This window comes from Rhizobium anhuiense bv. trifolii (genome assembly GCF_024346605.1).
Taxonomy (GTDB): domain Bacteria; phylum Pseudomonadota; class Alphaproteobacteria; order Rhizobiales; family Rhizobiaceae; genus Rhizobium; species Rhizobium anhuiense.
The window spans coordinates 161,728-188,009 of the sequence record NZ_CP098804.1 but is presented as its reverse complement, the minus strand read 5'-3'; the positions used below and the strand labels follow the sequence as shown (position 1 = coordinate 188,009).

Sequence of the window (26,282 nt, the reverse complement as noted above, 5' to 3'; positions counted from 1 at the left end):
CTCCTACTTGAACACTTTTTTGTCTTCGTTCCTGCGAACGACGCGCGCGGGATTGCCCAGCGCAATGACTTCATCCGGAATGTCGATATGCACGACCGATCCCATGCCGACGATCGACGAGTGTCCGATTTGCACGCGTTCCTTGACGAGTGCGCCCATGCCCAGATAACTCAACGTCCCGACTTGCGTGCCGCCGCCCAGATTGACCATGGATGAGACGACGCAGTTTTCTTCTACTACAATGTCGTGGCCAAGGATCGAAGCTGTATTGACGGCAACGTTTCGACCGATCTTTGCCGTCGCCTGAATGGAGACATGCGGCGCGACGATCACGCCGTCGGCAATCTCCGCATACTCAGAAATGAAGGCATCGGGGGAGAAGATCGATTGAAGCACGAGGCCCAACCCTTCCACCTTCTCGAGCAGAGCTTTCCGGGCAAAAGGTTCCCCGACTGCGATCGTTACTTTGGCGCCGGGAACGTGATCCCCCACGGCGACGACCGGAAACCCAAGCACCTCAGTCGCCGTCGGATGATCGACGATGAATGCACAATGGTGCGGTTGCTGCAGGCCTCGGCGGATTGCCGATTGCAGTATGTCCATGGTTTCAATGCCGAGGCCGCCCGCCCCGTAGATGTACCAATGATCCAGACTCATGCTTCGATTTCCTATTGCAACAACTTTTCCTGCAGGAAACCGGCGATACCCTCGCCATCCAAGCGCGCAGCCTTCAGCATGAAGGCATAGTCACCAGTCTCGACGAAGCGATCCGGAATGCCGTGCGTCACGATGCGCGGAAACGGCATGCCCGAAGCATTGTAGTGATCAAGGATTGCGCTGCCGAGACCGCCAACCGTCGTGTGCTCCTCGATGACGAAAACCGTGCTGGCATGGCGAGCGACGTCAGCCAGTGCGACCGCATCCAGCGGCTTGATCGTATGCATGTTGAGGACGCCGACTTCCAGACCGGCTTCACTCAGCTTTTCAGCGGCCAGAAGGCAATGCCCGACCGTGGTGCCGCTCGAGATCAGCATCACCTCGCGTGGCGGCGTCAGCCAAACGGCCTTGCCGATTTCGAACGTGTAGTCTTCCGTATAGACGACCGGTGCATTGGGCGTGCCGGTCAGGCGGATATAGACCGGTTGGTCGAAGCCGACACAAGCCTCCAACGTCTTGTAAATTTCCGAGCAGTCGGCCGGCGATATGATCGTCAGGCCCGGCACAGTACGCATGACCGCGACATCCTCCAGGCCGAAATGGGAGTTGCCGAGATAAGCCATCGCCAGACCGCTACCAAGTGCGACGAGCTTCACCGGCTCGCCCATATAACCCATGTTCATGCGCACCTGTTCGCTTGCCCGCATTGAAGCAAAGGGCGCAAACGTCGAGGCGAACACGTCGAACCCCATGCGAGCGAGACCGGCAGCGCAGCCCACCATGTTCTGCTCGGCAATACCGGTATTAAGGAATTGGTCCGGATATTCCTTGGAGAATCGGTCTAGACCGGAAGACCGCCCAAGATCGGCGCTCATCGCGATAATGTTCTCGTTTTCGGTCGCGAGCGCTGTCAGCGCCTGGCCATAAACAGCCCGCGGCCCGATGCGCGACCATGTGCGTGCATTACGGCTCGACAACTCAACCACGGAATTCTCCTTCCGTTTCCAGCTCCGACCCAGTGCTCTCGCCGAGCGCCTTCAGGCACTCTTCATAGACAGTTCCCGTGATGCGATTGTGATGCCAATCGTTGTTATTCTCCATGAATGACAATCCCTTGCCTTTCACGGTACGGGCGACGATGGCGGTCGGTATATCCGCGACCTGCTTTGCCTGCTGGAGTGCCGACAGGATCTGATGGTGATCGTGGCCATCGACATTGATGACGTTCCAGCCGAAAGCTTTCCAGATGTTCGTCAATGCAATTCTATTGCTATAGGTGGCATTCGGCCCGTCGTTGCGGAACCCGTTCTCATCAATGATCGCGGTAAGGTTGCCGACGCCCATTTCCGAAGCGGAAGCGGCGCTCTCCCAAACGGACCCTTCATTGCATTCGCCGTCGCCGAGAAGCACATAAACACGACGGTCTTGTTTGCGCTTGCGCATACCAAGGGCGATGCCCATGCCATAGGCAAGGCCCTGGCCCAAGCTGCCATTGGAGCTTTCGATGCCGAGCGCAACCTTCTTTACCGGGTGAGCGATCAGATCGCTGCCGTTTGTCTGAAAGGTCGCAAGCTTTTCGGCGTCGAAATAGCCGAAGTGATGCAGCACCGCCAGATAGCCCAGCACTGCATGCCCCTTGCTAAGAATGAAGATGTCGCGACCGTCCCATTGAGGTTCATGGGGGCGATGCGAAAGCACGTCGCCGAAGAGCGTATTCAACAGCTCTACCATGCTCAGGCTACCGCCGATGTGCGCCGACTGTCCGCACCGAAACGCGGTGTCGACGATTATACGACGAACCCGCGCACAGGACTCCTCGAAGCTTGTATTGATCATCAGGCTAGCTTGCATCTTTCGGAAGCGGTTTAGATCGGAATGGTCCATCTCAAACCATCCCATTGCCGATCCTTCCAATTGAAGCTTGTGCGGGTCTGTTGCCGCTTCGTTGCCCGCCCCCAAGCCCGATCGAGACTGCCGGGCGCGCGGCCCGTGTTGCTCCAAAACCTCAAGGTTCGACTGGGTGCAAAGATGGTCACAAACCGTGATTATTAAGTTGACTCCAATTCTCCTGTTTGAGTAAACGCAACCTTAGCAGTGGCCGGAGGGGCGGCCGTCACACTGCCCGATATTGGTCTGACAGGGGATAGTATGACAGTGGGACTACAGGGAAAGTTGCGCATGTTCACAAGCCGATTGGTTGCGAGCAGCGCGTTGATAACGGTGTCGTTCGGATCGGCAGGCATCGGCTGGGCACAGGACAATTCGGCCGAAGAGGCGACGCAATTGGCCCCGATCGTCATAACGGGCAAGTCGGATCGTGTGGTTGGCCCGGATCGCACCATCGTCGCCAAGAATACCGCCACCGGCACCAAAACAGACACTCCGGTCATCGATGTCCCGGCCTCCGTATCGGTGGTGACGCAAAAGGAGTTGGAAGAGCGTCATGTGGACAATCTTCAGCAGGCGGTCGCTTATACTGCCGGCGTCTTTTCGGATGAGTTCGGCAACGACGACCGGTACGATTATATAAGAATTCGCGGCTTTGATCAGACGGCGCTCGGCACCTATCGGGATGGTCTGGCGGCGCGTATTCCCGCGTGGTTCACGGCCAGCCGCCTTGAACCCTATGGTCTTCAGCGCGTCGAGATCCTGAAGGGATCGACTTCGACCCTCTTCGGTCTCAACGGTCCGGGAGGGCTGGTCAATGCGATCACCAAGCGGCCCTTGGATGAGAAGCATGGCGAAGTTTACACCTCCTATGGTGATGGCACCAAGGAAGTAGGCGCGGATTTCGGCGGGCCGATCGATCCCGACGGCGTGTGGAGCTACCGGCTTACCGCACTTGTCAAGGACGGTGATCAGGGCTGGGATCATTCGAACGACGACCGCACCTACGTTGCACCGGCCCTGACGATCAAACCGGAAGAGGGGACCTGGCTCACCATCCTGACCGACTATTACAAACGCGATGGAACGGGCGCGCGCGGATTTCCCACGGACGCCGATATCGATATCGACACCTTCCTCGGCGAGCCGGACTTCAATCGCTTCAATACGGAGCAGGCCGACATCGGCTATCAGTTCGAACACGAGATCAATGAAAATCTGACCTTTCGCTCGAATGCCCGCTATACGCATCTCGAGCTCGACTATGCCGAAGTCTATGGCGCATCACTGGATCCGACCGCCGATCGAACGGCGTTCTCGGTCGACGGCATGTCCAACCGTTATGCCATCGACAATCAGCTGCAATATGATGCGACATGGAACGGGATCGACAGCAAGACGCTGGTCGGCGTCGATTACACCAACGACAATACGCGCGAGAACATCCTGTTCGGGACGGCCGGACCGATCGATATCAACGACCCCGTCTATTGCGGTCTCTCCTGCATCAATCTCGGCCCGTACGTGAACTGGCGCGTCAAGCAGCAGGCGGTCGGGATCTACGCACAGGAGCAGCTGACCTTCGACGACCGATGGATCGTTACCCTGGGCGGACGATGGGACCATGTCCACACGACTGCGGATTACCTCGACAGCGGGACAAGCGACGACGACACGGCGTCAGCCTTCACCAAGCGTGCCGGGCTGACGTATAAATTTACGCCGAATCTCGCAGCCTATGCGAACTATTCGGAAAGCTTCCAGCCGCTCGTCGCGCAGACCGCAAACGGATACACCGTGACGGGCTCGCTGAAGCCACAGGAAGGTGAACAATACGAGATTGGCCTCAAATATCGCCCTGATGGGTTTGATGGCCTCTTCACCTTGGCGCTGTTTGATCTTACCCAAACGAATGTGCCGAGCTATGTCACCCCTCTGGTTCAGGAGCAGATCGGCAAGGTGGGTGTGCGCGGCATCGAACTCGAAGGCAAAGCCGCAATCAACGACAGGCTTAATCTCACGCTTGCTTATTCCTATTGGGACGCCGAAATCCGCGAGGACGGCACCGGCGGCAACATCGGTAACCGGCCTTCACGCGTGCCGCGGCACTTGGCATCCGCCTGGCTCGACTACACGATGCCCGGAGACGGAAAGCGCGGCGACCTGACGCTCGGCGGCGGTGTGCGTTATATCGGCCAGTCCTATGGGGACGATGCAAATACCGTGTCGGTTGCCGCCTACACGCTGTTTGATGCCGCGGTCAGCTACAAGGTGACCGAGGACGTGACGCTTGCCGTCAACGCGACGAACCTGTTCGATCGCAAATATATCGCCAGCAGCTACTACGGAACTGAGTTCTACGGCGATCGGCGCAAGGTCGTCGGCACGCTGAAGTATTCCTGGTAAAGGTGACGGACGCCGCCTTGTCCGATCAAGGCGGCGTCCGCAATCTGAACGTCGAAGTTATAAGGATCGCTGCGCTGTAGCCAGTGTTCCAAGGCATCTATACCGAACGCCATGGTGAATGCTCAACTTTCGATGAACGGCCGCCCTTACCGTCTTTGACCATAGAAGCTATTCGCTATCGGTGCTGCCAGCGCCCTATCGTCGGAAGAAGCCGAACATCGCACCGGTATCCTGCTGGTGTCTGCCTCATGACCGGGGGCAGTAAGGCTTGCCCTCCGTCTGGTGCCAGCGCAGGCGCTTAAACCAGCTGTAGGCAGTCGCATCCCGCATCTTGGCGAGATCGAGCACCGTCAGCGTTCGGCACTCTGGCGAGAGCAGGAAATGCTGGCCCTTGGGCGTGTCGTCGGGGTTCGCCACGGCTCAACCACTCCGCCATCCGGAAGGCGGCTGGGCGTATTTCCAAGCCCCCGACCAACACACTGACGGTCGACACCTCGGCGCGGGAGCGATGGGCAATGGCAGCGGTGGCGATGAGGGTCATGTTCAGACTCCAGAGGTCGACGGCAGGCACAGCAGATCGGCGGACGAAAAGGCCGCGGGAGATCAGAGCTGTATTTGTATCATCCTGAACATGATCCAGGTTCTTATCTGGACTTCGCGTCGAGGTCGACCGAAGGAGGTCTAAATGGTTATTTTTGGCGAGAGATCGAGAGCCTTTTGCTGGATATCCGTGCGACCCGCGATTGCTTTCGGCCCATTGCAGGCATGTGGAAATGAATGCCCGGATGTCGGGGCTTTCTTCCCAGAAGCCCATTGGGGCCTGATTTCAAAACTCGAATTCACATTTCGTCAGATGAGGAATGTTCTGCGGGTTGATGCCTATGTCCTGTAGGCGTTGCTCAGTAAGACGACGCAAGTCTCGCTTGAGGTAATGCAGTGTCCGCCGCCGGCGCGTTTCATCGTTGAATCGACGCACCAGATCGTGCATTTTTGAATTAAAAAAATTGATGGTAACTTTGGTCGAGTTCATGTGGCATATTCCTTGCCGTTATCGCGGCGACCTGATATTTCTCGAATAATTGGCATACTCGCATATTGAATGCGAGCAGGGAAACGAGTATTCTCGTTCAGAATTTCAAACTTTCTTTGAAGCAAAAATGAGCATAATTCCTGGAATGCGGGCGCTAAGAGCGCTTGATGCCTCGGGGCGACATCTGAACTTCAGTCGAGCGGCCGACGAACTTGGCCTGACCCCGGCGGCGGTCAGCTACCAGATCAAGGAAATCGAGGACCAGCTCGGCCTGTCGCTTTTCAAGCGCACCAATCGCTCGATCCGCACGACGGAGGCTGGATTGATCCTTTGCCGCGCATCCGGTGACGCGCTCGAACTCATGAAGCGTGCCGTCGCACAGGCCCGCAGGAGCGAGCGCGGCTCCCGCCACCTGAAAATCACCGTCGATCCGGACTTTGCAGTCAAATGGCTGATGCAGCGGCTGAAACGCTTTCGTGGCGCTTGGCCGGAAATCGACCTGCGCTTTGATATCTCCCCCGAGGTGCGCGACTTCGAGCTGGACGACATCGATATCGGCATTCGCTTTGGCACGGGAAACTATCCCGGCCTTTGCGCTGATCGATTGTTTGATGACGTTGTCGTGCCCGTATGCAGTCCTCGGCTACTCGCGTCCGAGAGGCCCATTCGAACGCCGACTGATCTGCTTGATCACACCTTGGTCCATATCGAATGGGAGCGACAGGGTGTCGCGTGGCCGAACTGGTCGACGTGGATGGCGGCTGCCGGTATCGACGCCTTCGACGACAGTCGTACGGTTGCGCTCGCCACGTCATCGGAAATGCTTCAAGCCGCGATCAGCGGGGATGCTGTGGCACTTGTGGACCTCACCACTGTCGCAAACGATCTGGCCGAGGGGCGGCTTGTCCGGCTTTTCGATCTTGGCATCCCGATTCCGTCCGAACTCGCCTATTTCCTCGTGTATCCGCAGGAAACGGCTTCCGATCCCCGTGTCGTCGCCTTTCGCGAATGGATTCTTGACGAAGCGGAACAGATGCCGGGTCAGGAATCGCGAACACCTGCATCCGATGAAAAGGGGCGCGGGACCAGGGAGGCTTAGGCAGCCCAAGCCGTGCATCGAATTGCCCAACCAGAGGCAACATGTCCGAAGTATTCACACCCTCTACTCTGAAAAGCGTCACTCTCCGCAATCGCATTGCCGTTCCGCCGATGTAGGCTCCGTGGCAACGTTGTCAATAACCCAATCAACGTCAGCGGCATTCATGGGAATGCTGGCCTGAAATTCTGTTTTGATTCAGAGGCGTAAGGCGCTTTTGGTGGTCTTTGCTACCTAATGCCGGGTCTTCCTGTGGCAACCCTCAGCCGACACCGCGCTTGCGCATCATCAGCATCAGGAACGGTGCTCCGATGAGTGCGGAAACAAGACCGGCCGGGATCTGATAGGGCGATACGATCGTGCGGCCGACAAAATCGGCGGCAACCATAAGCCCCCCGCCGATCAAAGCGGCACCAACCATTTGCGGCAGCGCGCGTGTCAGTCCCGCCTCCCGCGCCAGGTGAGGTCCCATGAGGCCGATAAATGATAAGGGGCCGACCGTCAGCGTCGCGGCAGCCGTCAACAATCCTGCGAGGCCAAAAAGCGCAAATCGCGATTTCGCCAATGGTACGCCGACCGCCGCCGAAGGCGACGGCCCAAGGGGAAGTATGTCAAGCCAGCGGCGGGCGGCGAGCGCAACGGCAATCAGCACAGCGCCGAGCGCTGCCTCCGTTGTCGCGGTCGACCCTTCGATGAGGTAGGTGGACCCGCTCATCCACCGCATCAGCAGAACGGCTCTCGGATCTCCCGTCGAGCTCAACACGCCGACGACGGCATCGACCATCGCGCTTAAGGCAATGCCCGCAAGCAGGACCCGCTCGGGAGCGAAGGCCGATCGCCGGGAACTGGCGAAGATGATGGCAAGCACACTGATCGCACCGGCCACGGCAAACGCAAATTGACCGGAAAATCCGGGAGCGACGGCAAAGAGGGCAATCGCAACGCCGAAGGTCGCGCCGGCACTGATCCCGAGAACTTCGGGACTTGCCATTTCATTTCCGGTCAACCGCTGAAGGATCGAGCCCGCGACCGCAAGCATCGCGCCCGATGCCAGAGCGGCGAGGATTTTAGGTATCCTGATGGCAAGGACATCGTACGAGAATTCGCCGGAAGCGAAGGCCCAGCCGCCATTGACGTCACGTCCGAGAAAAACGCTGACCATCAACAGCATAAGCAGGCCGGCAGCAGCGATGACGACCGGTGCGGTTCCATCCCATCGACGTGACCGTCCGAACGCCGGCGATTGCTGCAATCGATGACGGATCTTCAGCCGCGGCAGGAGCGCGAGGAGCAGCGGCGAACCGAAGATGGCCGTTACCGCTCCCGTCGGCAAGAAATCACCAAGCCCGCCTGCGACCAGTTGCAGAACAGAGTCTGCGAAGAGAAGCAGCCCGGCGCCGATCAGGGGAGACCAGAAGATGAGCTGAGCGGGACGTCGTGCTCCGGACAATCGTGCAATCGTCGGCGCGACCAGTCCAATGAAACCAATGACCCCGACAGCGCTGGTGACAAATGCAGCAAGCGCGACAGCAAGGGCGACGACAATGAAACGCAGACGGACCAATCGGACGCCGAGTGCCGTGGAACTGCTCTCGCCAAGATCGAGCAGCGAAAGCGGTCTGATCACGAAAGTGCAGACGATGGCGACGACGCCCAACTTCCAAAGAAGCGACACGGGAATGACCCAGCTTTGCTGTGCCAGCGAGCCGGCGCCCCAGATGAACAGGCTCGAGAGGTAGCGCTGGTTCAGATAGATCAGGATCGCAGAGAGGCCGCCACACCACAGACTGAGAACCAGCCCCGACAGAACAAGCGAATAAGGCGAAAAACCGCGGCGCGCGCCAAGGCTGACGACGATCACGGCCGCGGTCGCACTGCCGATCAGAGCGACAAGATCACGGCCGGCGCCGAGCAGGTCCGGGAGAAACAGCGATGTTACCACCAGCGCCAGGTTTGCTCCGGCCGACACGCCGAGAGTGGTAGGGTCGGCGAGCGGGTTTCGCAAAACCTGCTGAAACAGCGCACCAGACAAGGCAAGCATAGCGCCGACAATGAGCGCCGTCGCAAGGCGGGGAAGCGTCGAATAGTACAATACCATTCGCGTGACATCGTAATTCGGTAGCGCCATTTCAGACAGCGCAGGAGCGGCAAGAAACCACGATGCCACGCCTCCACCGCCAATCAGGAGAAGGAAGACTAATGCTGGCCCGATATTGTCGCGGCGGGATATCATCATGCTTCTTTTTCCAGAAGATCTGTCAAAAGGCCCACGAAGCGCATGGCCTCGTTCACCATGCCAAACATCAGGGCCGGCGGCAGAATCGACAGGTGGCCGGGACGCGCAAAGGCCAACCTGTTCCACAGCGGGCTCTGAGCGAGTTTCGGAAGAACGTCCGGAGGAACGGGGTCGAAGGCGATCAGACGCGCATCTGGATCGGTGATCTTGGAGAGCTCTTCAATGCCGATCGTTTCAAAACCCCAATAATTCGACTCTCTGGTCCAGGCGTTCCGGACACCGATGCGCTCGAGCACATTGTGGAACAGCCCGGGACTCGAATAGATGCGGACATGGCGGGCATCCATGAAATTCACCAGGGCGACCGGCGGCAGGTTCTTGTCCGCCAGGCGGCTGCGGCATCGCTCGAAGAAGGCGTCGGAGCGCGCGAGGAACTGCTCCGCCTCATTCTGACGACCAAGCTCAACGGCCAATTTGCGCGTCGCCGCAATGGCAGCGGGAAGAATAGCTCCAATGCCCGGCACAAAGATTTCCAGCCGAACGACTTTCGCCACCGACTGCAGCTTGGGCAAGAGCTCATCGAGGTAGGGGGTGGTTAGGATGATATCGGGCTTCAGCGCGACGAGAATTTCAAAATTGACCTCGAACGCACTGCCAATATCGACGACGGATTCTGGCATTCGCGGCTCGACAACCCATCTGTCCCAATCGGCGAGGTCCGAGATCCCGACCGGAGACAATCCGAGGGATAAAAGCGTGGACGCAAGACCGTAGTCGAGGCTGACGACCCTTGGGCCGATCGGTTGCGCAAACAGCGGAGCTGGAATGACCGAGGCCGCCGCGAACTGCAGAAGGAAGCGCCGCGAAACACCCATTGAACGCCCAACCTCAGCAAACATAGGCGAGCGGGTAGGGCAGGGTGGGCGCGGAGATCACATCCATGTCGATCCCATAGATCTCCTGCAACGTCTTCGGCGCGAGGATCGCGCTCGGTGTTCCGCTGGCAACCACGCCACCGCGTTTCAATGCGTGGATCCGATCGCAGAAACGCGCGGCCATGTTGATGTCGTGAAGAACGATGACGACGCTCCTTCCGCCCTCATGCGCCAAGCGTCGCACAAGTGAGAGCACCTCAATCTGGTGGGCAACATCGAGTGCCGCCGTCGGTTCATCGAGCAACAGGCAGCGGGCATCCTGAGCGATCAGCATGGCGATCCAGGCTCGTTGCCGCTCACCGCCCGACAGTGTTCCGACGATACGATCGGCGAACTTCTCGATATGCGTCGCTTGAAGAGCCTCCTCGACTTTCCCTTCATCGTCCTTGGTGAAGCGGCCAAGCGCTCCGTGCCACGGATAGCGACCGCATCCCACAAGCTCGCGGACGGTCATGTCCGATCCGGTCGTGACATCCTGGGGCAGATAGGCGACCGAACGAGCGAAGGCGCGTTCGCTATACGTCCTCAGATCCCTGTTTCCGTAAGAGATCGATCCGGCGCTCGGCACGAGCTGGCGCGCCAGCATTTTGAGAAGGCTGGATTTGCCGGAGCCGTTATGGCCGACCAGGGCCACGACTTCTCCGCCCGGAAATGTCAGGCTTACGTCGCTGAGAATTGCGTTCCCCTCGATCGAAAGGCCTATATTTTCGGCGACAAAAGTTTCGGCCGCTCGAGGCGGATCTTGCATCGGGGGGACTATGGCCACGTGACATCCTTTAACCGGGTGATAGGTCGGTACTAAAGATGAGAGCAGCAATCAACTATTTTCGCTTCTTTCGACGCGGCTGCCCTGCTGCTCGTCACCAGCATGCGGCCGCACGCCTTTCGCCACTTGATCAGCCTGGTCTTTCGAAGGAAGAACCAGGCTGACAAGATGACCTTTGCGACGCCGCGCAAGGGTCCACGGCACTTGAACGGCAGGGGGCCTACGACAACGGTAAGGGTCACCACCGGAGTGTTCAAGTGACCCGGCAATCCGCTCAGATCAGCCCGTATTGTTCCGCCTTGTTGCGCAGAAATGGCAGGCCATTGCCCATGACCTCTTCCATATCGCGTGCAACGGGGCGCCAGACGGCCAGGCCATAGGCTACCTCAGGCGGCATGTTGATGAAGCTCTCCATGGCAAGTCCGCCCTTGAAACCGATTGCGGCGAGCGCGGCATAGATCGCATCCCACGGAATGTTGCCGTAACCCGGCGTGCCGCGGTCGCTTTCGGAAAGATGGATGTACTTCAGGTGGTCGCGGGCGATCAGGATGCCGTTGGCTGCGCCCTTCTCTTCGATATTCATGTGGTAGGTGTCGAGGTGGACGAAGATGTTATCCGCGCCGACACGCTCCACCATGTCGACGGCCTGCTGCGCCGAGTTGATCAGGTGGTTCTCGTAGCGGTTCACGGCCTCGACGCCAAGCTGAATGCCGTACTTCCTGGCGTGTTTTGCCGCGGCGTCGAGCACCTTGGCGATGTTGTCGTATTCGCCCTGCGTCGGCGGCACGCCGGTGCGTTCGCCGATGCCACCGAAGATGACGCCGGACAGGGCTTCGGCACTCATTTCCGCGGTCTTTTCGATCGCAACCTTCAGATGCTCGATCGCCGCATCCGGGCGGATGGAGGCCCAGGCATGCTCCGGCAGGCCGAGCGAGCAGACGGCGCGCAGCTTGTTCTTTTCAAGCAGGTCGCGAGTGTGTTTGGCATCGACGGCAGGCGCGTTGAGCAGCGCGATCTCGATGAAATCCATCTTGTAGTGCACGGCTCCGGCAATCGCCTTCTCGGCGCCTGCGCGGTCCCAGTTCATGGTCCACATGCTGGTGTGAACGCCGAAACCTTCCATGGTCGTATCTCCTATTTCATGATTCTGATGAACTTGGCCGAGAACCACCGCAGCACCATCACGACGATGAGCAGGATGCCCCAGACGGCAGTGGTGAGATGCTGGTTGGCGCCGAGCAGGTTGAGCCCCGAAGAAAGAAGCTGCAGCACGATGAGCGCCACGAAGACGGGCAGGACTCGGCCGAAGCCGCCAAAGGGATTGATGCCGCCGAGGAAGCAGGCGAGCACGGTGATCAGCAGATAGGATTCGCCGTGGCCGACGCGCACCGAATTGAAGCGCGCAAGCATGATGATGCCGGCAACTGCAGCCATCACCCCGGAGAGCATATAGACCAGCACCAGGATCTTGCGGGTGTTGATGCCGGAATAGCGGGCAGACTCGATATTGGAGCCGATCATGTAGGTTGAAAAGCCGAGCTTGGAGCGCGAGAGCAGGACGTGGCTGGCGATCACGCAGGCGATCAGGATCAACAAAGGTACCGGGATGCCGAGAATGCTGCCGTGGCCGATGGGAGCGATGAAGGTGGGGAAGCCCGAGATATCGCCGCCGCGCGTCAGGAACTCACCGAGGCCGCGCAGGAAGATCATCATCGACAGCGAAACGAGGATGGGGTGGGCGCGGGTAAAGGCGATGACGAGTCCCATGACCAGGCCGCTTGCCGCGCCGACGGCAAGCGCCAGAACCGAGCCGAGCAGAAAGGCGCCCGGACCGGCGTCGATGCCGCCATTGGCCTGCAGCGTCCAGGCGAGCGTCAGGCCGGCGATGTTGGCGGTGAAGGTGATCGCAAGGTTGAGGCCGCCGGTCAGGATCGGCATCAGCATCGCAAGCGTCAAGACGCCCAGCTCCGGAAGCTGAAAGGCGACCGATCCGAAGGTCGCGCCCGTCAGGAAATGGGGCGAAGCGAAACCGAAGACGACAAGCACCGCCGCCAGCGCGGCGAGGGGACCGGCCATGTCGGCGCCGAAGATGGCGTTGAAGCGGGCGGCGAGCGCGTTCATCAACTCTCTCCCCTTTCTGCAGGTCTGTCACCGGTCGATTTGCGGGTCGCAAACACCGGCACCAGATTGCCGATGCGAGCGCTCGACAAAGTGATCGCAACGAGGATGATCGCGCCGACGATCATCTTGAAGGCGAAGGGCGAGACGCCCATCAGGTTGAGGCCGTTCTGGGTGATCGAGACGAGCAGCACGCCCAACACGCAACCGAGCACGGAGCCCTTGCCGCCGCCCAGCCGCGCACCGCCGAGCACCACTGCGGCCAGGACATCGAGCTCGCGGCCATAGAGTGCGCTCGGAACGACCTCCTGCGCATAATGCGCCTGCATCAGCCCGGCGATGCCTGCCATCAATCCAAGCCAGCCGAAGGCGATGAACTGCATGGCGCCGATATTGATGCCGAAGCGGCGCGCGCCTTCCGGATTGTCACCGAAGGCATAGAGCTGCCGGCCGGTCGTCGTGCGGGTAATGAAGAACCAGGTGGCGAGCGTGCAGACGACCATGACCACAACAGGCAACGTGATCTCAGCCCAGCTCCCATCGGCCATTTCGCGCTCGTAGATGATGACGCGGCTCGTCAGCCAGTCGGGCAGATTGTAGATCGACACACCCTTGGTGAAGAACATCAGCAAGCCGAAATAGACGTTGAAGGTTGCGATCGTCGCGACGATCGAGATGATGCGAAAGCGGTGGATCAGGAAGGCGTTGATCACGCCGAGCACGATGCCGATGCCGGCCGCAATCAGGAAGCCGGATATCCATCCACCCCCGCCGATCCTCTCGAGCGCAAGTGCAGTGACGTATTGCACGATCGAGGCGGCGACGGCGAAGGAGATGTCGATCCCGCCTGATATCAGCACCACGAGCAGGCCAACGGCAAAGATAATGTTGACCGCGCTGATATTGAGCAGGTCGAAGACATTGCCGAGCGTCAAGAAACGGTCGGTCATGAAAGCCAGGACAATGCTCATCGCGATGATGACGGCGATGAGCACGAATTCAGTCGTATGGGACAGGAACAGCTTACGCATAGACCGCCGCCTCCAGGTCCTTCAGTGTGGTCGCGCGCGGATCATGCCAGCCGGCGATGCGGCCCTTTTCCATATGGATGATCCGATCGGCGTTGAAATAGACCTCCGGCACCTCGTCCGAAATCAGGATGATAGCCAGCCCCGCCTCGGCGAGACGCGCAACGATTTCGAAGATACCGGCGCGTGCGCCGACATCGACGCCGACCGTGGGCGCATCGAGGATCAGCACCTTGGGATCGGTGGCGAGCCATTTGGCGATCGCGACGCGCTGCTGGTTGCCGCCCGAAAGCGTCGAGATCGCATCGTCCTGCTTGCCGATCCTGACGCCGAGATCAGCGATCCAGCGCGCGACGAGCGAGCGCTTCTTTTCCGGCGAAATGAGCCGCCGGCCCAGGATGCGGTTGAGCGAGGCCATGACCAGATTGTCGGCGATGGATTGCGGCTGGTTGAGACCGAGCGAAAGGCGGTCTTCGGAGAGATAGGCGACACCTGATGTGATCGCCTCGCGGTTGGAGGCAAAGCGCACCGGCTTTCCCTCCAACACGATCGTTCCGGCAGCGGGCCGGCGCATGCCGAACAGCGTAAGCGCAAGTTCGGTGCGCCCCGAGCCAAGCAGGCCGGTTATCCCGAGCGTCTCGCCACGGCGCAGATCAAAGGAGATGTCGTCGAACTCGCCAGGCCGGGAAAGCTTGCTGACCGAGAGCACCACCGGGTTCTGCGATACGTCGCGGGCGAGAACATTCTGGTCGAAGGTGCGCCCGGTCATCAGCTCGGTGATCTTAGACTGGGTCATGCCCTCCACCGGGTAGACCCCGACCAGCGCGCCATCGCGCAGCACCGTGATGCGCGAGGAGATATCCAGCACTTCCGCAAGGCGATGGCTGACGAAGACCACGGCAACACCCGAAGCCGACAGCGTGCGCACGATCGCCAGCAGATGGTCGGTCTCAGACTGGGTGAGCGAGGCGGTCGGCTCGTCCATGAAGACGATCCGGGCCTCTCCGACCAGCGCGCGGGCAATGGCGACGATCTGACGCTGCGCGATGGCGAAATCCTTGAGAGGCCTGTCGACGTCGAGGGTGACGCCAAGCCGGGCGAGCGCCTCCTCGGCTATTCCGCGGATCGCGGCATAATTGACGAAGCGCGGGCGCGAACCGGAAAGGGTCTGGAAGGCGATGTTTTCCGCCACGCTCATTTCCGGAAAGAGCGCGAGGTCCTGCCAGATGATCTGAATGCCGCGGGACTGGGCCATGCCTGGCGTCATGTGGGATATCGTCTCGCCGTCAAAGACGATCTCGGCGCCGTCTGCAGGCCGATAGACGCCTGATATCACCTTGATAAGGGTGCTCTTGCCGGAACCGTTCTCGCCGGCGAGGCAATGCACTTCGCCGGGCAAGACTTCGAAGGAGACGTTTTTCAGCGCCTTCACACCGCCGAATGTAATGTTGATGCCGCGAAGCGAAAGAAGCGGCGGGGCCTTCACACCATCATCCGTTGCCATGCTCATGCCGGTTGCCTGTCCAGTCGAATGCCATGAAAGGTCAATGGTCCAGCCATGGCCGGATACCGCTCTTTTCCCGAACGTCGGGCCGGTCCATGTCGACCGGCCCGACACCCGGGGAGGGGGCCTCTTCAGAGGCCCATTGCGGCCAGGTCGTCGACCGTATCCTTGTTGATCGGCAGCAGCTGATCGACGATGATGTCGTTGCCAACCGGCTTGATCACGCCGAGACCCGGAATGTCATCACCTTCCTTGACGCTCTCGCCCTTGATCAGGCGATCGGCGAGCGTGACGAAGACTTCGCCGGCCTGCTTCGGATTCCACATGAAGCCGCCCGATATCGCGTCGGACTTGATCAGCTTCTGGCCCTGGCCGGGCGAGAACGGACCGAGCACGAAGATTTTGCCCGTCTTGCGGCGTTCTTCGACAGCGCGCCCGGCGCCGATTGGACCCTGGCTGCCGAAGGCAAGGAAGCCTTTCAGATCCGGATGGGCGGCAATAAGGTCGAGCGCCGTCGAGCGGCTCTTGTCGACGTCTTCCGCGACGCCATAGCGATCGCCGACGAGTTTCATGTCCGGATAGTTCGCCTTGATATAGGCGATTGCGGCGTCCGCCCAGGCATTGTGCAGCGGGACGGTCAGCGAACCGACGAAGACGGCATATTCGCCCTTGCCGCCCATCTTTTCGGCGAGCAGCTTGCCATGGGCCTCACCAAATCCGGTCGACGATGCGAGCTCGAAATTCCAGTCGGCGCCCTTCTGCGAGGGCGATTCATGCGTAATGACCTTGATGCCGGCGGCTTGCGCCTTGGTGAGCACGGGCTCGAGCACCTTGGCATCGTTCGGGACCACGCCGATGACCTTGACGCCCTGGGCGATCAGATCCTCGATGGCGCGCACCTGCAGCGCCGGGTCGGCACTGGTCGGGCCGATCATGAAGGCATCGACCCCTAACTTCTGGCCCTGTTCCTTGATGCCGGCTTCCATCGCGTTGAACCAGGGAATGCCGCCGATCTTGACGACAATGCCGACCTTCGGCGCGTCCTGTGCAAACGCGACCACCGCCCCGGCAAGCGACAGCGATGCGGCAAATGCCGCTACGATAAGGCTCCTCATCCTCACTCCTCCTCAAAGGTCGCTCATGCGAACGACGACCACCGGCCGGCTTCACGGCAGGTTGCTCCTGGTTGTTTCATGGCGAGGGAATACCCTTGCCTCCCGTCTCGCCTCCTCCGGCGAACCATCCTGCACAATCGATCTTTCTTTTTTGCACAATCGATGGTGCAATAACTATCGATCAAGGTGGGGCTTTCGTCAAGAGGGGTTTGTTTCTAAGGGAACGATAGAGGAAAGGCTGGGAATGACGGACATCAGCAAGAAAAAGGCGACAATCTACGATCTCTCGATCCTATCGGGCGCGTCGCCTTCCACCGTGAGCGCCGTGCTGAACGGAAGCTGGCGGAAGCGGCGTATCAAAGAGGCGACAGCCCAGCTCATTCAGAAGCTGGCGAACGAGCACGGCTATAAGGCAAATCTGCAGGCGCGTGGCCTGCGGTCGTCCCGCTCCGGCCTCGTCGGTCTTCTCCTGCCGGTGCACGACAACCGCTATTTCTCCTCTATGGCGCAGTCTTTCGAGGCGCAGGTCCGAAGCCGCGGCCAGTGCCCGCTCGTCGTCAGCGCCTGTCGCGACCCGGAGGAGGAGCGGCAGGTCGTCGAGACGCTGATCTCCTATTCTATCGACGAGCTGTTCATCGCCGGCGCGACCGATCCGGATGGCGTGCACAAGGTCTGCGAAAAGGCGGGGCTGAAGCACGTCAACATCGATCTGCCGGGCACGCTGGCGCCGTCGATCATCAGCGACAATTATGAAGGTGCGCGCATGCTGACACAGGCGATCATCGAGCGCGCACAGGAGGATGGCCCGCTTTCGCCCGACGATCTGTACCTGTTCGGCGGCCGCAACGACCATGCCAGCCATGAGCGAATTCGCGGTTTCCGCGACGTAAAGCGCGCCCTGCTGGGCGCGGATCCGGACATCTGCATCCAGCCGACCGGCTATTCCCCCGCCATGACTGCCCGCGCCTTCGAAGCCTTCTACGAAGGCCACGGAAAGCTGCCACGCGCATTTTTCGTCAATTCCTCGATCAATCTCGAAGGGCTGATGCGCTTCCTCGCGCTGCATCCGCACGAGACCTTCGCCGATATCATCGTCGGCTGCTACGACTACGATCCCTTCGGCTCCTTCCTGCCTTTCCCCGTCTTCATGATCCGGCAGGATAGCGAGGCGATGATCACCAGGGGGTTTGCGATCCTCGATGCGGATCGCGGCCCGGCAATCACGCATCTGGTGCAGCCGACACTCGTGCCGCCGCGCACGGCGCTGATCGGCCCACTCGATGCGTTGAAGGATATCGAGTAATGCGTCCTGTCTCGTTCGAGGTGACGGCCCCGAATTCTTTGATGCCTGATCGCCAGACACGACGCCGTCATCACGTATTCAAGTCGCTATCAATCCCATCCGCTCGTCTCCCAGATCTCGTTCAGACTCGGGGAGAGTGACATTCCAACTTTTGCAGAAACAGGACGCTTCATCCTTGAACCCACCCCCGCTAGAACAATTTGCGGCATAAGCTGAATTATGGAACTTTTCTGAACTGGCTCCGGTTGGGAGCCGGACCGCTGTCCGGCTCTTTGCGATCTAAGCCGCCAGGACACCGCTCTTCTTTGCCGTCCACGTGGCGATGTAGTCCATCAGACCAGGTGAGAGGCAGTCATAAGGCGCAAGATCCATCTCGGTGAGACGCTCACGGATTGCATCCATCTTCGAGGGGTCATAGCCAGCCTCGATGATTGAGGATACGAAAGCGGCAAATCCGGGTTCCGCCCATCCTTCTTCTTCGAAACGCTCAGGATGGACGAAGGATAAGCCCTTGAACGGATGATCCCGGTCCACCGGCCCATACATATGGATACCGCACTCCTTGCAGGCGTGTCGCTGGATGAGGGCTGTTGCGTCGACGACCGTGAGCTTATCGCCGTTCTCAACGACTTCCACGGCTTCCGTGGGTACCACTGCAACAATCGAGAAGTTTGCGCCTACCGGTTTCCAGCACTTGGTGCAGCCGCAGGCATGATTATGGGCGATATCGCCGTTGATCTTCACCTTTACAGGGTTCGTCGTGCACTCACATACGAGAGTGCCTCCAGCGAACGGGCCGCCGCCCTTTTTCAATCCCCCATCGACATAAGGGTGTATGGTTGCCATTGCTTCTTTCCTCCTATTTGGCCAGACAACTGTGCCCGGCTTTCAGATCGGCAGGTGGCCGATCAGCGATTAGGCCGCTCGATTGGAACTCCGCTACAGTTCGACAGCGTAGTAGGTGAAGCCGCCTTCGTCCTTTCCGACACCAGAAATGGCTTCATTGATCCTCTCCAGCGGCCAAACCATCGGTGACATGACCGACATGTCGATGATCCCTGCTGCGACCATCGCCGCAATCTCCACCCCTTCTGCGGCCGTGAACCAAACCGAGCCGATCAATTCCATCTGCTCGTCCATCCACCATTTGACGTCGACGGGCAAAGCCCCAGACGTGCCGCCGATATTGACGACGCGCCCTCCCCGTTTGACGCCACCCATGGCGTCCAGCATGGAGTCGAGCGGCGCCTTGGCGCCGAGCGTATCAAGCATCAAGTCCGCGCCGCTCCCGTTAGTCTGCTCCTTGACGAAAGCTCCCGAGGATCCCTTCACGTTCGAGAACGTGACGATCCGGTCCGGCGCGATCGCTTTCAGCCGCTTGAGCAATGTCTCGCCCCTGGCCACGGCGTAGATTTTGGCAACGCCCATCGCCAATGCGAACAGCGTTGCACCCAAGCCTAGCGTCCCAGTGGCGCCGTTGATGATCAGAGTCTTGCCCATGAGCGGACCGCATTTTTTGAGCGCGGCATAGGAGGTGCCGAGATAGCCCATACGGGAACCCTGGACGAACGTCATATTGTCGGGGATTTTGATGACCTGAGCCTGCGGTGCGAGCATGAATTCGCCGAACCCGCCATAAGGATAACGGGCGAACATATCCATGCTTTTTTGGTTGTAGCCGAAGTAACCGCCAAGCGTCCAATATTCGCAGGCCTGCGGCTTGCCCGAAGAACAATGATGACATGCACCACAGAAGCGGCCGGGATTCACGTACACCCTGTCGCCCGGCTTAATGCTGACCACTTGGGGACCGACCTCGTGAACCACTCCACTTGGATCGAGGCCATGAATCGCGGGCCGTGGCGGCAATGGCATCTGCGGATACCAAGTCTCCCAGTTGGCCAGAACATTCGCGAGATTCGGAACCATTCCGCAGGCTTTCACGCGGACGATCACGTCACTTCCGGTGGCCTTCGGACGCTCGACCTCATCAATGCTCATCGGCTGACCCACGGCATGAAGCCGGGCGGCACGCATCAGTTCCATTGGTATTCCTCCCAAACTCAAAGATTGCGTCGTATTGACATCCTATATGGATTGTGAATACCGTTTAGTATCTGAAAAGGCAAGCGGGGAATGGCAACTATCCTCGCCGACCCGGCGGAGCCGGCGTCAAGGAGGAGAAATGGATTTCGTTTTGGTTGACTGGCTCCGCATTCTCTGCGGCGTCTGGTTCATTCCGCATCTCATCGGCAAGGGCCTGCACTATGAGAAAGCCGGGAGTACATTCGAAGCGGCGGGTTTCAAGCCCGGAAGACTTTTCGTGGGCCTTACCATGGTTGCTGAGGCATGTGCCGCAGTGGGCATGACTTTTACTATCTACCCCAGGGTTGCAGCCGTCGTAGGTGCCTCGGTATTGCTCGGGGCCGGCTACGCGGTCGTGAAGATCAACGGCATGAACTGGCGCTGGCAGAAGATGGGGCCGGAGTATCCGATCTTCTGGGCACTCATTTGTCTGCTAACGGCTCTTGTATGATCACTGCATTTTGAGGTACGCCTCGGTGTCTGGATACGCGAGAACGGGAATTGCGAATGGCACGGCTGACACGTGAGCAAAGTCAGGCTCGAACGAAAGAGAAGCTTCTAGCGTCGGCGTATGAAGTCATGGCACGCTACGGTTACGCTGGGGCTTCGATTGAGCGGATCGCCGAGGAGGCCGGTTATTCGAAAGGAGCGTTCTATTCGAACTTTGCCAACAAGGAAGACATCTTCCTCCAACTCCTCGCCGGCAATGCCGGTGGCGACGTGGTCCAACTGACGGAACTTCTCGGGAAATGTGATGACCCGATGGACCTCATCGACGTTCTCGCAACGTGGGCGAACAATCGCGGAGATGACCGCAAGTGGGGGATGTTGGCGATCGAGCTGCTGCGCATGGCACAGCATGATCACACGCTGGGAGATCGTCACATCAAGCTTTTCCGGGATCAATGGGAAGGCGTAGGTAAGATCCTCATCGACAAGTTGGATCTCGTTATGCAGCCTCCTGCGAGCCCATTCTATATCGGCGGTATCGTTCTCGAGCTCACCTATGGCGGTATTTCGAGCTTCCTCAAGGACGGAGCGCCTGGGGACATGGTCCGGGTCGTCTTGCGAGACATGTACCGCTCGTCGCGGGCAACCACGCCCGGTGTCCCTGCAAAAGCCTGACAGAGGCCATCTGCCGTCGACATGAGAAACGGGCGGCTCTGCCTTAGTCGTCCCGCACGCACTTGACCTGTCAACATTCTGTTGATCGTCGAAGCTGCGGCGCTGCGGGGGGAAGCACCCACATTGCGCCTATAGCAAGCTTGACATCTAAAAATTCAAAGACTAGGTTTCATTCAAAGTCTATTTGGTATGTGAAAACCATACGGTATTTAAGCTACAGACTGCGGCGACCGCTGTTGAGGAGCATGCGGGCTATGGGGGGATTATGAGCAAAGGTAAGATGACAGTGAGCTGTCGAAGCACGCAAGCCGGAGGCTAAGGCACCGGTTTTGTCGGCGCCGGGTGCCACGCGTCAGCGTGCTGGCGCTGCAGGATATACATCTCGCAATTCGGAAGACTTCGCATGTTTGGATTTGGCAACTCCCCGCAGGAGGCGCTGGCCGCGTCCCTGCTCGCCATGGTGCTCGTCGGCATTATCGCGTCGGGCCTGATGCGCTGGCGCCGCCTGATGCGCCCCACTGACCTCCTAATGCCTGCTGCATTGCTGGCAGCCTATTGGCTCGTCTACAACAAAGTGCCGGCTTTTCCGCCTGTCGGGGCGGTCAACAAGGTATTCTATGTGATTGTTATCGGGACGGCAGTCGGGTTCGCGGTCGAGATCGCCGCCCAACGCGCGGTTCGAGTTGTGTCCCTTTTTCAGCCGGTGGCGGCCGCATTCTATATTGGCCTGCCCCGCTTGGGAGTGGCGACGTGGGAAGTGGCGGCAGCTGCAACGGCTGGCGTGGCTATAGTGTGGCTCGCCTTGGGCGGGGCGTCGGTTCGCGCGGAGGATGACGTAAAGCGGGGCGGCGTCGTTGCCGTGCTCGCGCTCGGCTTCGCGCCGATTGCCCTTCTGGGTGCATCGTCCTCTTCGTTTCAGCTCTGTCTGATGCTCGTAGCAGGTTGCCTGGGAATTCTCCTGATACACATCATCAATCCCGTTTTCCGCTTTGGCGGCGCCTCGGCGACCGGCGCATTGGGTGGACTGATTTCCGTCGCTTACACCGTGGTATTGATCACGCGCAAAGCCGATCCCATCGCCATCGCGATCCTCGGCCTCTGCGTTGTGCTGCCAGTGTTCTCGGAGGGTATCTGCCGGCTGCTTGCTGTATCTCGGCAGTTTCCGCGCCTTTTCGTCCATATCGCCCTGGCTGCGCTTCCGGCCGCGTTGGCGGTCGTTGTCGCGTTCCTGGACTATGGATCGAGTTTTCCAGTTTAACATGAGGAGGAGAATGAAAATGAAATACAGACTTGCAGCTTTGTTGCTTTCGATGGCGTCGCTCGCCGGAACAGTGTCGCCCGCCTGGGCCACCAAATTCGACATCGACCCGGTCCATTCAGGGATCGCGTTTTACATCGATCACCTCGGCTTCTCGAAAGTGATTGGCGTCGCGCAGGAATTCTCAGGCGCTTTCGAATTCGATGCCACGAAGCCCGAGGGAAGCAGCCTTGATGTCAAAGTCGCGGTCGGTTCGATCTCGACGAACAACAAGCAGCGCGACGGCGACATACAGGGCGCCGATTGGTTCAATGCGACGGAATTTCCGGAAATCACCTTCGTCGGCAAGGAATTCAAGAAAACCTCCGACACCACGGGACAAATTATTGGCGACCTAACCATTGCCGGGGTCACCAAGTCCGCTGCCCTGGATGTCAAGTTCAATAAGGAAGGCCAGAACCCGTGGGACAAAAGCCACGTGGTCGGCTTCAGCGCGACAACCAAGGTGAAGCGGAGCGATTTCGGCATGAAGGCAGCGCTCGGAATGATCGGTGATGAGGTCGAGCTCGTGATTCAGGTGGAAGGCCGCGAGCACCAAGGCTGATCAAACAATCCGGACCGTAGAGTCCCTTCCCGAAAGGATACCGTCGCCACAAAGCGACGGTATTTTTCCGTATGGGCGCAACCCTTATGCCGTCCGGCCTGAGATAGGCAGCCGAGTTGGTTTTTCCGGCTTCTCAGATACTTTTTGGTATGCAAATACGAAATGGTATGTTAACGAGAGATAGCGCTTGCTGGAAGGCAGGGATAAAGCCGTTAGCGCGCATCGGGAGGATCTTTACATGCGTTCGTTTGCAGTCCTCGTTTGTGGTGAGGCCGCGCCGCCAAGCTCGACCGTATCCGGAGTGACAACGGCCGATCAAAATCTCCCTCATTCATCTGCGACGTAACACTCGCACTCAGGCCGCGCCGCGGCAAATTTCGTAACAATCGAAAGGAAACCCATGGACGTTCGCGCCGCCGTTGCCGTTCAGGCCGGAAAACCGCTCGAAGTGATGACTGTGCAGCTGGAAGGGCCGCGGGCCGGCGAAGTGCTGGTCGAGGTCAAGGCGACGGGCATCTGCCACACCGACGATTTCACTTTGTCGGGCGCCGATCCGGAAGGCCTGTTTCCGGCCATCCTCGGCCATGAGGGCGCCGGCATCGTCGTCGATGTCGGCCCGGGCGTCACCTCGGTCAAGAAGGGCGACCACGTCATTCCGCTCTACACGCCTGAATGCCGCGAATGCTATTCCTGCCTGTCCCGCAAGACCAATCTCTGCACCTCGATCCGCGCGACCCAGGGCCAGGGGCTGATGCCGGATGGCACCAGCCGCTTCTCGATCGGCAAGGACAAGATCCATCACTATATGGGCTGCTCGACCTTTTCGAACTTCACCGTGTTGCCGGAGATCGCCCTTGCCAAGGTCAATCCCGACGCCCCCTTCGACAAGATCTGCTACATCGGCTGCGGCGTCACCACCGGCATCGGCGCGGTCATCAACACCGCCAAGGTCGAGATCGGTTCGACGGCGATCGTCTTCGGCCTTGGCGGCATCGGTCTCAACGTGCTGCAGGGCCTGAAGCTTGCCGGCGCCGACATGATCATCGGCGTCGATATCAACAGTGATCGCAAGGAATGGGGCGAAAAGTTCGGCATGACCCACTTCGTCAATCCGAAGGAGGTCGGTGACGACATCGTGCCCTATCTGGTCAACCTGACCAAACGCAACGGCGACCTGATCGGCGGCGCCGACTATACCTTCGACTGCACCGGCAACACCAAGGTGATGCGCCAGGCGCTGGAAGCCAGCCATCGCGGCTGGGGCAAGTCCATCATCATCGGCGTGGCCGGCGCCGGCCAGGAGATCTCCACCCGTCCGTTCCAGCTGGTCACCGGCCGCAACTGGATGGGCACCGCCTTCGGCGGCGCCCGCGGGCGCACCGACGTGCCGAAGATCGTCGACTGGTACATGCAGGGCAAGATCCAGATCGATCCGATGATCACCCACACCATGCCGCTCGAAGACATCAACAAGGGCTTTGAGCTGATGCATTCCGGCAAGAGCATCCGCGGCGTCGTCGTGTACTGACAAATCGCATTATGGGGAGTGACATGTTTATAGGTTCGCCACGAGAGCGGTTCGAGGGGGAAGCACGCGTCGCGATGACGCCGGACAGCGCCACCCAGCTTCAGAAACTCGGATATCACTGTGCCATCGAAACGGGCGCCGGCAAACTTGCCGGCTTCTCCGACGACGCCTATCGCGCAGTTGGCGTTACGGTCGTCGACAGCATTGACGCACTTTATGCAAGCGTAGACGTCATCGCTCAGGTGCGGCCGCCCGAAGCGAACGACCTAGCAAGGCTTTCGGCAAGCAAGACGCTGATCTCCTTCTTCTATCCTGCGCAAAACAAAGAGCTTCTCGAGCAGGCGAAGACGACCGGCGCAAACGTGGTTGCCATGGACATGGTGCCGCGCATTTCGCGCGCCCAGAAGATGGACGCGCTGTCTTCCATGGCCAACATCGCCGGCTATCGCGCCGTGATCGAGGCCGGCAATAATTTCGGCCGCTTCTTCACCGGCCAGGTGACCGCGGCCGGCAAGATCCCGCCAGCCAAAGTTCTGGTCATTGGCGCCGGCGTCGCCGGTCTGGCCGCCGTCGGCACCAGCATCTCGCTCGGCGCCATCACCTATGCATTCGACGTTCGACCGGAAGTGGCCGAGCAGATCGAATCGATGGGTGCCGAATTCGTCTTCCTCGACTTCAAGGAACAGCAGCAGGACGGCGCGGCGACGGGTGGCTATGCATCGCCGTCGAGCCCCGAATTTCGCGAAGCGCAATTGAAAAAGTTCCGCGAGATCGCGCCGGACATCGACATCGTCGTCAGCACCGCGCTGATCCCGGGCCGCGACGCGCCGAAGCTCTGGCTTGCCGACATGGTCGCCGCGATGAAGCCGGGCTCCGTGGTCGTCGACCTTGCGGCGGAACGCGGCGGGAATTGCGACCTGACTGTTCCGGATCAGAAGATCGTTTCTGAGAACGGCGTCACCGTCATCGGCTATACCGATTTCCCGAGCCGCATGGCCGCGCAAGCCTCGACCCTCTATTCGACGAACATCCGCCATATGATGACGGACCTGACGCCGAAGAAGGATGGCGTTCTCGTCCATAACATGGAAGACGATGTTATTCGCGGAGCCACTGTGGCGTTCCAGGGCGAGATCACCTATCCGCCACCGCCGCCGAAGATCCAGGCGATTGCAGCCCAGAAACGACAAGAAAAGCCCAAGGAGTTGACGCCGGAAGAACGGCGTGCAGCAGAAGCTTCCGCCTTCAAGTCGGCAACGCGGCAGCAGGTCGGCCTGCTCGTCGTCGGCGGTGTTCTCATGGCGCTTATCGGCGCCTATGCACCGTCGGCCTTCATGGGCCACTTCATCGTCTTCGCGCTTTCCTGCTTCGTCGGCTTCCAGGTCATTTGGGGTGTTAGCCATTCGCTGCATACGCCGCTGATGGCCGTGACCAATGCGATTTCCGGGATCATCATCATCGGTGCGTTGCTGCAGGTCACTGCAGGCGGCTGGCTGGTGACCGCCCTTGCCGCCGTTTCGGTGGCGATCGCCACCATCAACATCGTTGGCGGCTTCATGGTCACGCGGCGCATGTTGAACATGTTCCAAAAGTCGTGACGC

At 59.6% G+C, this 26,282-nt stretch carries 24 protein-coding genes; 9 read left to right on the top strand and 15 right to left on the bottom strand.

Features of this window, described 5'->3' with window-relative positions; genetic code table 11:
• Positions 1-3: 3 nt before the first annotated feature.
• The 3 genes from NE851_RS32635 to NE851_RS32625 are packed head-to-tail and all read right to left on the bottom strand — an operon-like array spanning position 4 to position 2,493.
• Positions 4-657, bottom strand: a complete 654-nt coding sequence (locus NE851_RS32635; RefSeq protein ID WP_127430873.1) for an LbetaH domain-containing protein — start codon at positions 655-657, stop codon at positions 4-6.
• Between the two features lie 11 nt (positions 658-668).
• Positions 669-1,643: a transketolase family protein gene (locus NE851_RS32630; protein WP_127430874.1), complete on the bottom strand. Its 975-nt coding sequence runs from the start codon at positions 1,641-1,643 to the stop codon at positions 669-671.
• Positions 1,636-2,493, bottom strand: coding sequence for a transketolase (locus NE851_RS32625; protein ID WP_097543278.1), 858 nt, complete (start codon positions 2,491-2,493; stop codon positions 1,636-1,638). The genes NE851_RS32630 and NE851_RS32625 overlap by 8 nt, the downstream gene beginning before the upstream one ends.
• Positions 2,494-2,805: 312 nt before the next feature.
• Here NE851_RS32625 and NE851_RS32620 point away from each other — a divergent pair, with 312 nt between their 5' ends.
• Positions 2,806-4,950 carry a TonB-dependent siderophore receptor gene (locus tag NE851_RS32620; protein WP_127430875.1) on the top strand — a complete coding sequence of 715 codons (2,145 nt, stop codon included), beginning with the start codon at positions 2,806-2,808 and terminating at the stop codon, positions 4,948-4,950.
• Positions 4,951-5,196: 246 nt separating this feature from the next.
• Here NE851_RS32620 and NE851_RS32615 read toward each other — a convergent pair whose 3' ends face one another.
• On the bottom strand, positions 5,197-5,367 hold the full coding sequence (locus tag NE851_RS32615; protein WP_164735943.1) for a hypothetical protein: 171 nt from the start codon (positions 5,365-5,367) through the stop codon (positions 5,197-5,199).
• 409 nt (positions 5,368-5,776) lie between these two features.
• Entirely contained in the window at positions 5,777-5,980 is a 204-nt protein-coding gene (locus NE851_RS32610; protein ID WP_127430876.1) for a hypothetical protein, read from the bottom strand.
• A 127-nt stretch (positions 5,981-6,107) separates the two neighbouring features.
• Between NE851_RS32610 and gcvA the strand changes: the two genes are divergently transcribed.
• Entirely contained in the window at positions 6,108-7,079 is a 972-nt protein-coding gene (gene gcvA / locus NE851_RS32605; RefSeq protein WP_127430884.1) for a transcriptional regulator GcvA, read from the top strand.
• A 259-nt stretch (positions 7,080-7,338) separates the two neighbouring features.
• Here the strand turns inward: gcvA and fhuB are convergent, their stop codons facing one another.
• The 8 genes from fhuB to NE851_RS32565 form a co-directional block, all read right to left on the bottom strand.
• Complete coding sequence (gene fhuB / locus NE851_RS32600; RefSeq protein WP_127430885.1) at positions 7,339-9,309, bottom strand: Fe(3+)-hydroxamate ABC transporter permease FhuB; 1,971 nt, start codon at positions 9,307-9,309, stop codon at positions 7,339-7,341.
• Positions 9,309-10,187: an iron-siderophore ABC transporter substrate-binding protein gene (locus NE851_RS32595; protein WP_127430877.1), complete on the bottom strand. Its 879-nt coding sequence runs from the start codon at positions 10,185-10,187 to the stop codon at positions 9,309-9,311. The genes fhuB and NE851_RS32595 overlap by 1 nt, the downstream gene beginning before the upstream one ends.
• A 13-nt stretch (positions 10,188-10,200) precedes the next feature.
• Positions 10,201-10,995 (bottom strand): ABC transporter ATP-binding protein, encoded by a 795-nt coding sequence (locus NE851_RS32590; RefSeq protein WP_127430886.1) that lies wholly within the window; start codon positions 10,993-10,995, stop codon positions 10,201-10,203.
• Positions 10,996-11,287: 292 nt separating this feature from the next.
• Positions 11,288-12,136, bottom strand: coding sequence for a sugar phosphate isomerase/epimerase family protein (locus NE851_RS32585; RefSeq protein ID WP_047613837.1), 849 nt, complete (start codon positions 12,134-12,136; stop codon positions 11,288-11,290).
• Between the two features lie 11 nt (positions 12,137-12,147).
• Positions 12,148-13,134, bottom strand: a complete 987-nt coding sequence (locus tag NE851_RS32580) for an ABC transporter permease (protein WP_063473989.1) — start codon at positions 13,132-13,134, stop codon at positions 12,148-12,150.
• Complete coding sequence (locus NE851_RS32575) at positions 13,134-14,162, bottom strand: ABC transporter permease (protein WP_254962612.1); 1,029 nt, start codon at positions 14,160-14,162, stop codon at positions 13,134-13,136. The genes NE851_RS32580 and NE851_RS32575 overlap by 1 nt, the downstream gene beginning before the upstream one ends.
• Positions 14,155-15,669 (bottom strand): sugar ABC transporter ATP-binding protein, encoded by a 1,515-nt coding sequence (locus NE851_RS32570; RefSeq protein WP_097595421.1) that lies wholly within the window; start codon positions 15,667-15,669, stop codon positions 14,155-14,157. Before NE851_RS32570 ends, NE851_RS32575 begins: the two co-directional genes overlap by 8 nt.
• A gap of 125 nt (positions 15,670-15,794) precedes the next feature.
• A complete protein-coding gene (locus tag NE851_RS32565) occupies positions 15,795-16,778 on the bottom strand; it encodes an autoinducer 2 ABC transporter substrate-binding protein (RefSeq protein WP_047616953.1) in 984 nt (327 codons plus the stop codon).
• Positions 16,779-17,022: 244 nt separating this feature from the next.
• On the opposite strand from NE851_RS32565, the gene NE851_RS32560 reads away from it, so the two are divergent.
• Complete coding sequence (locus NE851_RS32560; protein ID WP_047616954.1) at positions 17,023-18,081, top strand: LacI family DNA-binding transcriptional regulator; 1,059 nt, start codon at positions 17,023-17,025, stop codon at positions 18,079-18,081.
• A 279-nt stretch (positions 18,082-18,360) separates the two neighbouring features.
• Here NE851_RS32560 and gfa read toward each other — a convergent pair whose 3' ends face one another.
• Both gfa and NE851_RS32550 read right to left on the bottom strand, forming a co-directional pair.
• Positions 18,361-18,927 (bottom strand): S-(hydroxymethyl)glutathione synthase, encoded by a 567-nt coding sequence (gene gfa / locus NE851_RS32555; protein WP_254962611.1) that lies wholly within the window; start codon positions 18,925-18,927, stop codon positions 18,361-18,363.
• Between the two features lie 93 nt (positions 18,928-19,020).
• Positions 19,021-20,127, bottom strand: coding sequence for an alcohol dehydrogenase catalytic domain-containing protein (locus tag NE851_RS32550; protein WP_063473983.1), 1,107 nt, complete (start codon positions 20,125-20,127; stop codon positions 19,021-19,023).
• A gap of 139 nt (positions 20,128-20,266) precedes the next feature.
• Between NE851_RS32550 and NE851_RS32545 the strand changes: the two genes are divergently transcribed.
• From NE851_RS32545 to NE851_RS32520, 6 genes are all read left to right on the top strand, one after another.
• Positions 20,267-20,617, top strand: coding sequence for a DoxX family protein (locus NE851_RS32545; RefSeq protein WP_097543269.1), 351 nt, complete (start codon positions 20,267-20,269; stop codon positions 20,615-20,617).
• Between the two features lie 56 nt (positions 20,618-20,673).
• A complete protein-coding gene (locus NE851_RS32540) occupies positions 20,674-21,291 on the top strand; it encodes a TetR/AcrR family transcriptional regulator (protein WP_052213400.1) in 618 nt (205 codons plus the stop codon).
• 403 nt (positions 21,292-21,694) lie between these two features.
• Positions 21,695-22,549: a hypothetical protein gene (locus NE851_RS32535; protein ID WP_254962610.1), complete on the top strand. Its 855-nt coding sequence runs from the start codon at positions 21,695-21,697 to the stop codon at positions 22,547-22,549.
• Between the two features lie 19 nt (positions 22,550-22,568).
• Complete coding sequence (locus NE851_RS32530; RefSeq protein ID WP_097543267.1) at positions 22,569-23,153, top strand: YceI family protein; 585 nt, start codon at positions 22,569-22,571, stop codon at positions 23,151-23,153.
• A 400-nt stretch (positions 23,154-23,553) separates the two neighbouring features.
• The gene (locus NE851_RS32525) at positions 23,554-24,681 is read left to right on the top strand and encodes an S-(hydroxymethyl)glutathione dehydrogenase/class III alcohol dehydrogenase (RefSeq protein WP_168333712.1); all 1,128 of its coding nucleotides are present in this window, start codon (positions 23,554-23,556) and stop codon (positions 24,679-24,681) included.
• 23 nt (positions 24,682-24,704) lie between these two features.
• The gene (locus tag NE851_RS32520) at positions 24,705-26,279 is read left to right on the top strand and encodes a Re/Si-specific NAD(P)(+) transhydrogenase subunit alpha (RefSeq protein WP_127431895.1); all 1,575 of its coding nucleotides are present in this window, start codon (positions 24,705-24,707) and stop codon (positions 26,277-26,279) included.
• Positions 26,280-26,282 lie beyond the last annotated feature (3 nt).

Excerpts from the sequence above, each read along its gene's own strand:
- NE851_RS32635 (WP_127430873.1), bottom strand. The coding sequence starts at position 657 with ATGAGTCTGGATCATTGGTACATCTACGGGGCGGGCGGCCTCGGCATT.
- NE851_RS32625 (WP_097543278.1), bottom strand. The coding sequence starts at position 2,493 with ATGATCAATACAAGCTTCGAGGAGTCCTGTGCGCGGGTTCGTCGTATA.
- NE851_RS32620 (WP_127430875.1), top strand. The coding sequence starts at position 2,806 with ATGACAGTGGGACTACAGGGAAAGTTGCGCATGTTCACAAGCCGATTG.
- NE851_RS32610 (WP_127430876.1), bottom strand. The coding sequence starts at position 5,980 with ATGAACTCGACCAAAGTTACCATCAATTTTTTTAATTCAAAAATGCAC.
- gcvA (WP_127430884.1), top strand. The coding sequence starts at position 6,108 with ATGAGCATAATTCCTGGAATGCGGGCGCTAAGAGCGCTTGATGCCTCG.
- fhuB (WP_127430885.1), bottom strand. The coding sequence starts at position 9,309 with ATGATATCCCGCCGCGACAATATCGGGCCAGCATTAGTCTTCCTTCTC.
- NE851_RS32595 (WP_127430877.1), bottom strand. The coding sequence starts at position 10,187 with ATGGGTGTTTCGCGGCGCTTCCTTCTGCAGTTCGCGGCGGCCTCGGTC.
- NE851_RS32590 (WP_127430886.1), bottom strand. The coding sequence starts at position 10,995 with ATGCAAGATCCGCCTCGAGCGGCCGAAACTTTTGTCGCCGAAAATATA.
- NE851_RS32585 (WP_047613837.1), bottom strand. The coding sequence starts at position 12,136 with ATGGAAGGTTTCGGCGTTCACACCAGCATGTGGACCATGAACTGGGAC.
- NE851_RS32580 (WP_063473989.1), bottom strand. The coding sequence starts at position 13,134 with ATGAACGCGCTCGCCGCCCGCTTCAACGCCATCTTCGGCGCCGACATG.
- NE851_RS32575 (WP_254962612.1), bottom strand. The coding sequence starts at position 14,162 with ATGCGTAAGCTGTTCCTGTCCCATACGACTGAATTCGTGCTCATCGCC.
- NE851_RS32570 (WP_097595421.1), bottom strand. The coding sequence starts at position 15,669 with ATGAGCATGGCAACGGATGATGGTGTGAAGGCCCCGCCGCTTCTTTCG.
- NE851_RS32565 (WP_047616953.1), bottom strand. The coding sequence starts at position 16,778 with ATGAGGAGCCTTATCGTAGCGGCATTTGCCGCATCGCTGTCGCTTGCC.
- NE851_RS32560 (WP_047616954.1), top strand. The coding sequence starts at position 17,023 with ATGACGGACATCAGCAAGAAAAAGGCGACAATCTACGATCTCTCGATC.
- gfa (WP_254962611.1), bottom strand. The coding sequence starts at position 18,927 with ATGGCAACCATACACCCTTATGTCGATGGGGGATTGAAAAAGGGCGGC.
- NE851_RS32550 (WP_063473983.1), bottom strand. The coding sequence starts at position 20,127 with ATGGAACTGATGCGTGCCGCCCGGCTTCATGCCGTGGGTCAGCCGATG.
- NE851_RS32545 (WP_097543269.1), top strand. The coding sequence starts at position 20,267 with ATGGATTTCGTTTTGGTTGACTGGCTCCGCATTCTCTGCGGCGTCTGG.
- NE851_RS32540 (WP_052213400.1), top strand. The coding sequence starts at position 20,674 with ATGGCACGGCTGACACGTGAGCAAAGTCAGGCTCGAACGAAAGAGAAG.
- NE851_RS32535 (WP_254962610.1), top strand. The coding sequence starts at position 21,695 with ATGTTTGGATTTGGCAACTCCCCGCAGGAGGCGCTGGCCGCGTCCCTG.
- NE851_RS32530 (WP_097543267.1), top strand. The coding sequence starts at position 22,569 with ATGAAATACAGACTTGCAGCTTTGTTGCTTTCGATGGCGTCGCTCGCC.
- NE851_RS32525 (WP_168333712.1), top strand. The coding sequence starts at position 23,554 with ATGGACGTTCGCGCCGCCGTTGCCGTTCAGGCCGGAAAACCGCTCGAA.
- NE851_RS32520 (WP_127431895.1), top strand. The coding sequence starts at position 24,705 with ATGTTTATAGGTTCGCCACGAGAGCGGTTCGAGGGGGAAGCACGCGTC.